Here is a 12,030-nt window from a genome sequence, read left to right as displayed (position 1 = left end):
ACCTATGAGAAGCTTTTTATAAATATATGAACGAAAACAGTCCATTATGATGATTTTCGATAAAACCGAGGGAATTTTGTGAGACAGAATCATGTTCGAACAAGTGAACGTTGGTTAAATGAATAAGCGATTCCTAATCAATTGAAATAAGTATGATGTGAAAAGGGGAGGTAAACCTACTATAAAACAAAAGGAATAAGAAAAAGTTTATTTCTTTAACATAAAATTATAAATATGAGGAAGTAAACAGTGGCAGTGTGTCTCTTTATAAAAAAAAAATGAACTCCCGAGCGAAAACGGGAGTTCATTTTGTAGTTCTTTATTTTGTATAGTTATCGAAATAACCTTGAATATAAATCATTGGTGTTCCTTTGTCACCTGAACCAGAAGTTAGGTCAGAAAGTGAGCCAATTAGGTCTGTTAAGCGACGAGGCGTTGTACCTTGAGCGGCCATTTGCCCAGTTAAATCTTCATCTTTGTTTTGGATATACTCAGAAATTGCTGCTTTTAATTCTTCGCCGCGAAGCTCTGCAAAATCGTTATCTGCTAAGTATTTTAGTTTTACTTCGTTTGGTGTGCCATCTAATCCAACTGTGAAAGCTGGAGAAACAACCGGGTCAGCTAACTCCCAAATTTTGCCCACAGGATCTTTAAACGCACCATCACCGTAAACCATTACTTCAACTGTTTTACCAGTAGCTTCTTTAATCTTTGCTTGGATGCCGTCAACGATTGGTTGGCAAGTATGTGGGAATAATTTTACGCTATCTTCAGTAGCTTTATTTGAACCAAGTAGACCATACTCTGCATTAAAACCAGAGTCGTTATTAGGTGTAGATAAAATATTATCAAGGCTGTATACTTTTTCAGCACCATTTGAAGTTAGAATACGTTTTGTACGTAAGCGTGTATGAATATCACAAGTTAAAACGCTCTTCGTAAAATCTAAAATTGTTTTTGGGTTATTTGAAAAGATAACTTCACAAGACGCGCCTTCAGCTTCGATTAGTTCTTTATAATATTCAATATAATCTACGCCTGTAAATGTATGTTTTTTATAGCCGAAATGCTCACGGAATTCCACCTCAGTTAAAGTATCTGTCCAAGGATTAATCCCTTTTACATCTAGCTCATCGATATCAACTAGGTGATTACCAACTTCATCAGATGGATAGCTAAGCATAAGAACAACTTTTTTTACGCCTTTTGCAATACCGCGTAAGCAGTTAGCGAAACGATTACGGCTTAGGATTGGGAAAATAACACCAACAGTATCGTCACCAAATTTAGCAGCTACGTCAGCTGCGATATCATCGATGGATGCATAGTTACCTTGTGCACGCGCTACGACAGATTCTGTTACTGTGACGATGTCACGATCTTCAATTGAATAGCCTTCAGTCTTTGCTGCGTTTAATACCGTATCAACAACAATTTGCTCAATATTATCGCCTTCGTTAATAATCGGACCACGAAGACCTCTTACTACTGTACCAACTACACGTTCCAAAATAATCTCTCCTTATTAATAGATAAATGTATGATTAATAGTTATGCCTCATTGTAGCTGTCGCTTTGCTTTCGCTACAGAAAACATTTGCCGCTGTCGCTACGCTTTCGCGCAGATAAACAATGCGTCTGGAATCGGCTGTGGGTTTCACAAAGAACTCCTTACCGATTCCTTTTTGCTAACTGAAAAAAGTTAAATATTGTGAAATTAAACCAATATGATTTTACTATACGCCCCTTTAGTGATATAAGTAAAATTAATAGTTCGTATAATAGCTATAAGAGGTGCTTATATGATAGGGAAATTAGATTTATATCGTGTTTTTAGTATTGTTGCTAAAAATAATAGCTTTTCAAGTGCTGCTAAAGATTTATATATGACTCAACCAGCTGTTAGCCAAGCTATGATGCAATTAGAAAAGGAGCTCGGCACACGTCTTTTTAATCGCACACCTAAAGGGGTGACGTTAACAACTGAGGGTAGTCTTCTATACGAGTATACGAATTCAGCATTAGGCCTTTTAGATGCTGGTGAGGAGAAGTTGCTAGAATTTAAAAATTTAACAACAGGTCAGTTGAAAATAGGGGTAGGGGACACAATTTCTCGTTTCTTTTTAATGCCTTATCTAGAGGCGTTTCATACAATGTATCCAAATATAAAATTACAAATGTTAAATGGAACGACTTCAGAAATTTGTAATTTTATTAAATCTGGTGAGGTAGATATAGGACTTTGTAATTTTCCGATAGAAGATCCGACATTACAGTTAACCGCTTGCACAGAGGTTCAAGATATTTTTGTATGCGGTGAGAAATACAAAACGTTGGCGTCAAGAAGTTTAAGCTTTGGGGATCTGCTAAAGTTTCCACTTATTTTTTTAGAGAAAAAATCAAATTCAAGAAAGTACGTAGAAGATTATTTATTTGCAAGAGGGATCTTTATTGAACCCGAGTTTGAGCTTGGTTCACATGATCTAGTGCTAGAATTTGCACGCAGTAATTTAGGGATTGCCTGTGTAACGAAAGAATTTTCTAAGGATTATTTGCAACGAGGACTTTTGTATGAGTTAACATTAACAGAAAGTATTCCAACACGAAGCATTGGCATGTGTTATTTGAAAAGTGTACCTTTATCTCGAGCAGCGTTGAAATTTGTAGAAATTATTGAACACAAGCAGGAGCGTAAACGTCTAAATTCAAGAACTTTAAAGTGAGATTAGCGAAATTAGAGTAACATGTCAGAAGGTACATAATAAGTGGGATGGTTGATTGGAGTGGAGGCTGGACGCCCCCAGGAAAAAAGCGCCTAGCCGGAACGGAAATCACCCCCTCGTTTTGCCGAAGATCCATACTTTGATTTCAATAGCGTTTCAACAACAGAAAGCTTAGCGTCAAGTAATCCGCTAAGCTTTTTTTAATAGTTCCTCTATAAGAGTGTCAACATTGCGTTTGTTTTTCATTGTAGGTGAGTACAAATAAGAAAATGTCCGCATAAAATGTTGCTCCTCGAGAGGTAAGATTTTTATATCGTTATTTTTTAATTCACGATCAATGACACTAGCAGACAGTAATGAAAGTCCAAGCCCTTGAATTACGCTTTCTTTCACACCTTGATTACTACTAATAGTAAGAAGTGAACGTACTTGGAGCCCGTTTGCTCTAAATAAATGATCTAAGTAATAACGTGTGCCAGAGCCATCTTCACGTGCAACCCAATTTTGCTGCTGTAAGTCCGCAACCGTAATAATTGGTGCTTTTGCAAGGGGGTGATTACTCGCACTGACAATAAATAATTCATCTTGCATAAACGGATTAATAATAAGTTCATGGTCTTGTGCCTGTCCTTCAATAAGACCGATATCGACTTGTAACAATTTTGTATATTGAATGATTTCTTTCGTATTGCCAATAATAACTTGGAGCTCTAACTGAGGGAATTGCTGTTGCAAGCTCGCTATAATAGGAGGCAAAATATATTCGCCAATTGTAAAGCTAGCGCCAATCACAAGTGTCCCTTGAATTTCATGATGATAGGTTAAAATATCTTCCTTTGCTGCTTCTGCAATTGCCAGCATTTGTTTAGCTCGTTTATATAAAATTTCTCCAGTTGGGGTGATTTGTACAGATTTTGGCGACCGGATGAATAAGGTCGTTTGAAATTCTCGCTCTAAGTTTTTAATGTGTAAACTGACACTTGGCTGTGAAATATGAAGTATTTCGGAGGCTTTCGTAAAATTATTTACCTCCACCAGTGTGATGAACGTTTGTAAAGCATCATATTGCATATCATCACTCCTATCATTAGAAATATTAATAATTACGATTATATATATGTATTTTACTGATGATTTACTTTCTAATAAAGTAATAATCATCAAGGATGAAAGAAGTGAACAACATGGATAATGGCCAGCGTAGGTTAAAAAGTTTCCTGACCCCAGCGTTTATGAAGGGGATATTGTTGACACTCATTATTGCCTTAGTAGCAAAGTATATTTCGACATTTCCGTTCTTCTCAATATTAGGGCAGCTTGTCATTGCCATTATATTAGGTATGGCTTGGAGAGCAGCCTTTAAGGTGCAGGATTCATGGCAAACAGGCATCACATTTTCAAGTAAAAAATTATTACGCCTCGGCATTATTTTATTAGGTATGCGTTTGAATTTAATGGATATTTACAATGCTGGAGCGAGTGTCTTCCTTATTGCATTTATTAATCTGGTATTTGCTTTGTTGGTTGTATATGGCTTAACGAAGGTATTTCATGTTGATAAGAAGCTTGGCATATTAACAGCTTGTGGTACAGCAATTTGCGGAGCTGCTGCTGTTGTCGCTATTGCTCCTCAAATTAAAGCAAATGAAAAAGAGACAGCAGTGGGCGCAGCGATTGTCGCATTATTAGGGACTGTATTCACATTAGTCTACACGGTGTTATACTCAGTATTTAACTTAACCCCTACTGAATATGGTATTTTTGCGGGAGGCACTTTACATGAAATTGCTCATGTTATTGCAGCAGCCTCTGCTGGTGGAAATGAAGCAATTGATATGGCGGTTATTGTTAAGCTAACACGTGTCGCATTGCTTGTGCCAGTAGCCATTGTCATCGGTATTTTGTATCGGAGAATTGACAATGGGCAGGAAAAAAAAGGGTTTTCACTGTCGATAATTCCATGGTTTATCCTCGGGTTTTTAGCGATGAGTGCTATTAATTCGTTAGGGATTGTACCAGCTAATGTAGCGCAAGCATTTGTAAATATCGCTTATATTTTAATTGGCATGGCGATGGCCGGACTAGGTTTAAATGTAGAGATAAAAACGTTTAAACAATTAGGTGTAAAAGCGTTTATTGCAGGACTGATTGGTTCAGTTTGCTTATCAGTACTTGGATATGTTTTAGTTATTTTCATGTAATCAATTTCGCCTTGGCGTAATTGCGTCCGGATTTTGAATTGTGCCCGCACAATTCAAAATCCGTGGCATCCGCCGGAGGCTTTGGGCCAACATCACGTTGGTATTTGGGTACCTAATGAAAAGAGACCACATCCGTATTCATCTCACCACCTTCAGAAGTGGGAGTCTTCAGCTGAATGAAGATAAAGTATTAAAAAACCCTGCATTATCGAAAATGCAGGGTTTTTTTAGATAGAATCAGAAGATATTTTAGTTATTATCCCACTTCCTTGGAAATAGTGGGGCTAGGTGATACAAATTAAAAGTTAGCGTAATGCTTCAATTGAAGAAGCTAATTCAGCTATAACTATTTTGCTACCGATCATTGGACTGTTTTCAGGTTTTCCTCCCTCAGAGCTTTGTCCAGGACGGTGATGTGCCGCAGCGAATGCATCGCTATTACGCCAAGCTTGGAAATGCTCCTTAGACTCCCAGTACATATTGACGCTCATTTCGTCATAAGTCGGATCATCAGTTGAAACTAGTACCTCTACTTTATGGAAGCCTTCAAACTGCTGTAGAGGACCTGGCTTTGTAAAGTTCGGTGCCATTTTTGCAGCAAAGCCGGGTTTGACTTGAATACGATTTGTAACAATAATCATGTTTTTCCCCCCTAATCATTTTTAATTAAAAAAAACTACTATATGAATGAATTATCAATGATTATCATTCGCAATCAATGATAATAGGCTTAGGAAGACATTGTCAATAGAAGAGCGATATAAATGTCCAATAGCTCGATATTTTTAACTTGTGACTCAATGAGGATGCCTAACTAAACAAGATTAAAGTGAAGCAAGAAACAAAAGTAGCACTTTCCTTTGTTTTTAACTGAGAGGTCGTTAAAAAAATAACCATATCCAAAACTTTTGGGTATGGTTTTTGCTTTTTATCGTGCTAAAATTAATCATTCTTTTTTTTAGGAGTTTTATTATGAACGAACATCAATTTGATAAATGTTTACATATTAATACAGTAGGTGAACAATACGGCTTCCCGAAACTAGCTCACTACCATCGCTATGAGCCAACACCGTATGTTGGCTTAGAACAATTATTTTTGGAGTATGAAATGCCTGAGAATCCAGTGTTTATCGATATGGGATGTGGAAAAGGGAGAGTCCCTATTTATGTACATCATAAATTTCATATTCCTACAATTGGGGTAGAAATGGATGCAGGTTTTTATGCAGAGGCTGAGAATAATAAAAAGAGCTATCTTCAAAAGAAGAGTGCTCAAGCTCCGATTTCCTTTATTCATTCTATAGCGGAAGACTATGCTATTCAACCATGCGACACGGTTTTCTTTTTTTTTAATCCGTTTTCAATAAATATTTTTCGAACAGTCATTCATAATATTTGGAAGTCTTATGAATTGCATATGCGTGAAATTCATATTATTTTATACTACCCACCATATGATTATTTGCAGTTTTTACATCATGGGACACCTTTTGAATTAATCCATGAAGTTCATCTTGAAAATGAAACAAATATTAATGAACGTCTCTGCGTGTTTGCATTGAAAAAAGCTTAGAGCTGTGCAATAGTCCAGCTCTAAGCTTTTTTTCTTCTTCAGCAAATGTCTTTTGTACCGAAAGCGTAGCGACAGTCCAAACACTCACTGAAATAGAGGAACTCAGGCTACATCCTGTGAAAACGCCTGAGTGACCCGCATCGGTAAAAACGCCACGTCCTACGGCATTACCGAAATGACCAACATCGTGTCGGCATAAGCGCAAAGCTGATTCCGGACGCATTGTTATCTGAGCGAAAGCGGTAATTATGCCAAGGTATATTTGATTAAGAATTAGCGACTAAAAGTAAACGACCAATGATTACTCCCTCTATTTATAGAATGTCAATTTATTCCCCAGGTAATAAATAATTAGTAGTGATTGCATATGAATACAACCATTTTAGCGATTATGAACCTCTTTTATCGAAAAAAATAATCGTAAATGATAGGTTTGTATGAATATTCACTGACAATTAATAGATAATTCGAAAATCACTAATTATACTGAAAAATCACTCTAGACTAAATATAAGGAATGTTTTACAATGTAAAAGTCCTAAATGAAAAATAGTTCGATTCACTCAAAGATAGATAGTTATAAATTATAATTTGGTTATTTTTGTTATTGAGGAAATGCTATTAATTGTTTATAATTATCTGAAATATCTAATATTTGAGAAAATTCTAGGGGGAATAAAATTATGAGAGAGAACAAAAAGCTTAAAAAGTTTGGCTCACTTCTAGTTGCATCTTCACTACTTGCAGGCGTTCTTGCAGGCTGTGGTAACGGAGATAGTTCAAGTTCAGGAGGAGGATCATCATCAGGTGGTGGCGGTTCTTCTGACGGTGATACTATTAAAATCGGTGCAAACTTAGAGCTTTCAGGTAACGTAGCTTCTTATGGTTCTTCGATTGGTGTAGGTGCAGAGCTAGCCGTTAAAGAAATTAATGATAATGGCGGAATCGATGGCAAAAAAATTGAGCTCATTAAAGTAGATAACAAGTCTGAAAACTCAGAGTCTACTGCAGCAGCTCTTAAACTAGCAACACAAGATAAAGTAGTAGCAATGCTAGCTCCAGCAACTTCTGGTAATACAGTTGCTACTGTTCAAATTGCTAATACTAATAAAATCCCAATTGTTACGGGTTCAGGTACAGCTCCTAACATTACAGTTAATGATGATGATAGCGTTAACGAGTACGCATTCCGTACTTGTTTCATCGACCCATTCCAAGGGATTGTAGCAGCGAACTTCGCTTCAGGTGAATTGAAAGCTAAAAATGTAGCTATTTTTGCGGACAACGCATCTGACTATGCAAAAGGTTTAGCGAAATCATTTAAAGATACAATCACTAAAAATGGTGGGAAAGTTGTAAAAGAAGAAGCGTATGTCGCTAAGGATGCTGACTTCCGTACACAATTAACGAATATTAAAGCAGCTAAACCAGACTTTATTTTTATCCCAGGATATTATGAAGAGGTTGGTTTAATTGTTAAACAAGCACGTGAAATGGGGATCGACGTTCCATTGATGGGGGCTGACGGTTGGGATTCACCAACTTTAGTAGAACTAGCTGGTGCGAAAGCGCTGAATAACACGTACATCACAAACCATTATTCTGCAGAAGACCCAGATCAAAAAATTCAAGACTTCGTAAAGGCGTTTAAGGCAGCGAACAGTGATAAAGCACCAGATGCATTCAATGCACTTGGCTATGACACAATTTACTACATTGCTGATGCTATTAAGCGTGCAGGCTCTACGGATGGGGAAGCTATTAAAAAAGCTTTAGCTGACACAAAAGATCTTTCTTTAGTAACAGGTACTTTCTCAGTTGACAAAAATCATAACCCAATTAAAACAGCAACAGTTCTTGAATTTAAAGACGGTAAACAAGTGTTCAACTCTAAAGTTAATCCTTAATGTTTTCTAAGCAAGGGGAGGCGGGTAAACACGCCTTCCTTTTTGTGTTTTATAGACCATGAAAAAATTTTTTGATGAGGACACAATTTACTCTATTTTCAATAATAACATGTAGTAGTAAGTTCTATTTTTGCATTTTTCAAAAAATAAAAAGGGGTGAACGCTCATGGAATGGATACAGCAGCTTGTGAATGGTATTTCACTAGGTAGTATCTACGCATTAATAGCGCTAGGGTATACGATGGTATACGGAATTATTAAGCTGATTAACTTTGCCCACGGCGATGTCTTCATGATTGGGTCATTTATTGGCTTTTACGCAATTGCTAAATGGGAGCTTGGCTTCTTCCCAGCACTATTATTGGCGATGGCAGTCTGTGCAATCTTTGGTGTTTTAATTGAACGTATTGCTTATAAGCGTTTACGAAATGCTACACGTATTGCAGCTTTAATTACGGCAATAGGTGTATCGCTACTAATTGAATATACAACGATCTACTTCAGAGGTGCACAACCGGCGGCATACCCTGAAGTCATTACCAATAAATCATTTGATGTTTTCGGTGTTCAAATCAGTAGTACATCAATATTAATTTTATCTGTAACAATTGTACTGATGATTCTTTTACAATTCATCGTACATAAAACAAAAATCGGGAAAGCGATGCGTGCGGTTTCCCATGATGCTGATGCGGCACGTTTAATGGGTATTAATGTAGATAATACAATTTCAGCAACATTCGCAATTGGTTCTGCTCTAGCTGGTGCAGCAGGTGTTATCTTTGGTGTTTACTATACGAAAATTGATCCATTAATGGGTGTTATTCCAGGGGTAAAAGCGTTTATCGCTGCAGTACTTGGTGGTATTGGTATTATTCCTGGTGCTATGGTTGGCGGTATGTTACTAGGAGTAGTGGAGTCATTAGTAAGTGCACTTGGATTCTCTTTATGGCGCGATGCAGCGGCATTCGTTATTTTAATTTTAATTTTAATCTTCAGACCATCGGGTATCTTTGGTAAAAATGCCCGTGAGAAAGTGTAGGTGAGCGGTAATGATGAAAAAGTCTAAATTTTTCTGGGGCTATGCCGTATTAGCGCTAGTCATCTATGCAGTTGTTCAAAGCCTTATTTCTACAAACATTCTCGATATTTACTATCAAAATATGTTGATCACAATGTGTATTAACATCATGCTTGCGGTCAGCTTGCATATTGTCATTGGGATTACTGGTCAGTTCTCGATTGGGCATGCTGGCTTCTTAGCAGTTGGAGCATATGTTTCAGCAATTATTACAACTAAGCTAATGCTGCCGTTCCCATTGGCTATTTTCTTAGGGGCACTAGCAGCAGCGGTAGCTGGTTTAATCGTAGGTATTCCGACATTACGTTTAAAGGGTGACTATTTAGCAATTGCAACGCTAGGCTTTGCGGAAATTATTCGTATTATCTTTTTAAATACGGACTATGTTGGTGGCGCGGCAGGGATGCAGGTTCTTTATTTATCAAACTGGACTTATGCATTCATAGGTGTTGTTCTAACAATTCTAGTCATCTCAAACTTTACGAATTCTCGTCATGGACGCGCATGTATATCGATTCGTGAGGACGAAATTGCGGCAGATGCAATGGGTATTAATACAACCTACTATAAAGTTATAGCTTTTGCGATAGGTTCCTTCTTCGCCGGCCTTGCAGGGGCCATCTTTGCACATAACTTTTACATTATTCAACCGACGACTTTCGGTTTCTTAAAATCATTCGATATTTTAATCTATGTAGTTCTCGGTGGCTTAGGAAGTCTTTCAGGATCTGTCATAGCTGCGATTTTCTTAACAGTAATCTCAGCATATCTAGCAAACTTCCCAGAAACACGTATGATTATTTACAGTTTAGTATTAATAGTCGTAATGCTGTACCGCCCAACAGGGTTGATGGGAACAAAAGAAGTTACGGATTTATTTAAGTTTGGTAAAAAAGGAGGTACAAAATAATGACTGGAAACCTTCTTATCAATGTTGAAAATATGGGCATTCAATTCGGTGGTTTAAAGGCGGTACAGGGCGTTGACATGTACCTGAATCAAGGAGAACTAGTAGGTCTTATAGGGCCTAATGGTGCTGGTAAAACAACGAGCTTTAACATGCTTACCGGTGTTTATACGCCAACTGAGGGCACGATCACATTTGACGGTATAAAGTTGAACGGGCTTGCACCATATCAAGTAACACAAAAAGGTATTAGCCGTACGTTCCAAAATATTCGTTTGTTTAAAGAGCTATCTGTTTTAGATAATGTTAAGGTAGCGAACCATTCGCTTGCAAAGCATTCCATGTGGTCTTCCATCTTCCGCTTGCCGAATCATTTTAAAGGTGAGGCAGAAATGGAGCATAAATCTATAGAATTTCTAAAAATCTTTGGCTTAGATGTTTATAAGGATGAGCTTGCAAAAAATTTACCTTATGGGATGCAGCGCCGGTTAGAAATTGCTCGTGCCCTAGCTGCAAATCCTAAGCTACTTTTATTGGATGAGCCAGCAGCGGGGATGAACCCGCAGGAAACGCATGATTTAATGGAATTAATAGCGTTTATTCGTAAAGAATTTGGCTTAACAATTCTTCTGATTGAACACGATATGAGCTTAGTTATGGGGATTTGTGAACGTATATACGTGCTCGATCACGGTCAATTAATCGCAGATGGGACACCAGAAGAGATTCGCAACAATCCAAAGGTAATTGAAGCTTACCTTGGTGAGGAGGTTATCAGCTAATGCTAAAAGTACAAAATATAGATGTGTTTTACGGTAACATTCAAGCATTAAAGGGCCTCTCTTTAGAAGTAAATGAGGGTGAAATCGTAACGTTAATCGGTGCAAATGGTGCTGGTAAAAGTACATTATTAAAAACATTGTCAGGCTTATTAAAACCAAAGGGTGGCATCATTGAATATGAAGGCTTCTCTATCGCAGGGAAGGCTGCACAGACAATTGTAAAATCGGGCATTTCACATGTTCCAGAGGGGCGTCGCGTTTTTGCCAATATGTCTGTTGAAGAGAACTTAGAACTTGGAGCATATCTTCGTAACGATAAAGCTGGCATCAAAAAAGATCTAGATCATGTGTATGAATTATTCCCACGCCTTTTGGAGCGTCGTAAACAGCAATCGGGTACATTATCTGGTGGTGAGCAGCAGATGCTAGCGATGGGGCGAGCATTAATGGCAAAACCAAAATTGTTATTAATGGATGAACCTTCAATGGGACTTGCACCACTCATGGTAAAAAATATTTTTAATATTATTGAGCAAGTTAATAAAGAGGGTACAACTGTATTGCTTGTTGAGCAAAATGCGAATATGGCATTATCAGTAGCAAACCGTGCGTACGTACTTGAAACGGGACGTATTGTATTATCAGGTACAGCAAAAGAGCTTCAAGAGAGTGAACAAGTAAAGGCCGCTTATTTAGGTGGCTTATAGAGGGAGAAGGCGTCTCAATTTCTGAGACGTCTTTTTTCGTATAATCGGAGGAGTGAGCAGACGGATAGAACTGTTAAGGCGACGGAAAGAAAGGCTGAAGCGACGGATAGAACCGCCAGAGCGACGGATAGAACAATTAAAGTGACG

The 12,030-nt window shown here is 37.7% G+C and carries 11 protein-coding genes; 8 read left to right on the top strand and 3 right to left on the bottom strand.

The genetic code is table 11. The features are described 5' to 3' along the window. Positions 1-319: 319 nt before the first annotated feature. Positions 320-1,510: a coenzyme F420-0:L-glutamate ligase gene (locus tag ACQKN2_RS13000; protein WP_427415309.1), complete on the bottom strand. Its 1,191-nt coding sequence runs from the start codon at positions 1,508-1,510 to the stop codon at positions 320-322. Between the two features lie 292 nt (positions 1,511-1,802). Between ACQKN2_RS13000 and ACQKN2_RS12995 the strand changes: the two genes are divergently transcribed. Continuing rightward, positions 1,803-2,723 carry a LysR family transcriptional regulator gene (locus ACQKN2_RS12995; RefSeq protein ID WP_427415308.1) on the top strand — a complete coding sequence of 307 codons (921 nt, stop codon included), beginning with the start codon at positions 1,803-1,805 and terminating at the stop codon, positions 2,721-2,723. A gap of 189 nt (positions 2,724-2,912) precedes the next feature. Here the strand turns inward: ACQKN2_RS12995 and ACQKN2_RS12990 are convergent, their stop codons facing one another. Beyond that, positions 2,913-3,794: a LysR family transcriptional regulator gene (locus ACQKN2_RS12990; protein ID WP_427415307.1), complete on the bottom strand. Its 882-nt coding sequence runs from the start codon at positions 3,792-3,794 to the stop codon at positions 2,913-2,915. A gap of 113 nt (positions 3,795-3,907) precedes the next feature. On the opposite strand from ACQKN2_RS12990, the gene ACQKN2_RS12985 reads away from it, so the two are divergent. Then, a complete protein-coding gene (locus ACQKN2_RS12985; protein ID WP_427415333.1) occupies positions 3,908-4,924 on the top strand; it encodes a YeiH family protein in 1,017 nt (338 codons plus the stop codon). Positions 4,925-5,229: 305 nt separating this feature from the next. Here ACQKN2_RS12985 and ACQKN2_RS12980 read toward each other — a convergent pair whose 3' ends face one another. Then, on the bottom strand, positions 5,230-5,565 hold the full coding sequence (locus tag ACQKN2_RS12980; RefSeq protein WP_323648507.1) for a heme oxygenase: 336 nt from the start codon (positions 5,563-5,565) through the stop codon (positions 5,230-5,232). A gap of 331 nt (positions 5,566-5,896) precedes the next feature. Here ACQKN2_RS12980 and ACQKN2_RS12975 point away from each other — a divergent pair, with 331 nt between their 5' ends. The 6 genes from ACQKN2_RS12975 (at position 5,897) to ACQKN2_RS12950 (ending at position 11,883) form a co-directional block, all read left to right on the top strand. Continuing rightward, on the top strand, positions 5,897-6,499 hold the full coding sequence (locus ACQKN2_RS12975; protein WP_427415306.1) for a class I SAM-dependent methyltransferase: 603 nt from the start codon (positions 5,897-5,899) through the stop codon (positions 6,497-6,499). Positions 6,500-7,182: 683 nt separating this feature from the next. Beyond that, a complete protein-coding gene (locus ACQKN2_RS12970) occupies positions 7,183-8,406 on the top strand; it encodes an ABC transporter substrate-binding protein (protein ID WP_427415305.1) in 1,224 nt (407 codons plus the stop codon). A gap of 166 nt (positions 8,407-8,572) precedes the next feature. Beyond that, entirely contained in the window at positions 8,573-9,448 is an 876-nt protein-coding gene (locus ACQKN2_RS12965) for a branched-chain amino acid ABC transporter permease (RefSeq protein WP_427415304.1), read from the top strand. Positions 9,449-9,461: 13 nt separating this feature from the next. Next, on the top strand, positions 9,462-10,397 hold the full coding sequence (locus tag ACQKN2_RS12960; RefSeq protein ID WP_427415332.1) for a branched-chain amino acid ABC transporter permease: 936 nt from the start codon (positions 9,462-9,464) through the stop codon (positions 10,395-10,397). Continuing rightward, positions 10,397-11,176, top strand: coding sequence for an ABC transporter ATP-binding protein (locus tag ACQKN2_RS12955; RefSeq protein WP_427415303.1), 780 nt, complete (start codon positions 10,397-10,399; stop codon positions 11,174-11,176). Before ACQKN2_RS12960 ends, ACQKN2_RS12955 begins: the two co-directional genes overlap by 1 nt. Then, positions 11,176-11,883 (top strand): ABC transporter ATP-binding protein, encoded by a 708-nt coding sequence (locus ACQKN2_RS12950; protein ID WP_049662752.1) that lies wholly within the window; start codon positions 11,176-11,178, stop codon positions 11,881-11,883. The genes ACQKN2_RS12955 and ACQKN2_RS12950 overlap by 1 nt, the downstream gene beginning before the upstream one ends. Positions 11,884-12,030 lie beyond the last annotated feature (147 nt).

Origin of the sequence: Lysinibacillus sp. NPDC093688, from assembly GCF_050280145.1 — a bacterium.
GTDB lineage: Bacteria > Bacillota > Bacilli > Bacillales_A > Planococcaceae > Lysinibacillus > Lysinibacillus xylanilyticus_B.
Note: the sequence above shows the minus strand (reverse complement) of the source record. Positions and strands in the feature narration are given on the sequence as shown.

Excerpts from the sequence above, each read along its gene's own strand:
- ACQKN2_RS12990 (WP_427415307.1), bottom strand. The coding sequence starts at position 3,794 with ATGCAATATGATGCTTTACAAACGTTCATCACACTGGTGGAGGTAAAT.
- ACQKN2_RS12995 (WP_427415308.1), top strand. The coding sequence starts at position 1,803 with ATGATAGGGAAATTAGATTTATATCGTGTTTTTAGTATTGTTGCTAAA.
- ACQKN2_RS12975 (WP_427415306.1), top strand. The coding sequence starts at position 5,897 with ATGAACGAACATCAATTTGATAAATGTTTACATATTAATACAGTAGGT.
- ACQKN2_RS12955 (WP_427415303.1), top strand. The coding sequence starts at position 10,397 with ATGACTGGAAACCTTCTTATCAATGTTGAAAATATGGGCATTCAATTC.
- ACQKN2_RS12950 (WP_049662752.1), top strand. The coding sequence starts at position 11,176 with ATGCTAAAAGTACAAAATATAGATGTGTTTTACGGTAACATTCAAGCA.
- ACQKN2_RS12985 (WP_427415333.1), top strand. The coding sequence starts at position 3,908 with ATGGATAATGGCCAGCGTAGGTTAAAAAGTTTCCTGACCCCAGCGTTT.
- ACQKN2_RS12960 (WP_427415332.1), top strand. The coding sequence starts at position 9,462 with ATGAAAAAGTCTAAATTTTTCTGGGGCTATGCCGTATTAGCGCTAGTC.
- ACQKN2_RS12980 (WP_323648507.1), bottom strand. The coding sequence starts at position 5,565 with ATGATTATTGTTACAAATCGTATTCAAGTCAAACCCGGCTTTGCTGCA.
- ACQKN2_RS12970 (WP_427415305.1), top strand. The coding sequence starts at position 7,183 with ATGAGAGAGAACAAAAAGCTTAAAAAGTTTGGCTCACTTCTAGTTGCA.
- ACQKN2_RS12965 (WP_427415304.1), top strand. The coding sequence starts at position 8,573 with ATGGAATGGATACAGCAGCTTGTGAATGGTATTTCACTAGGTAGTATC.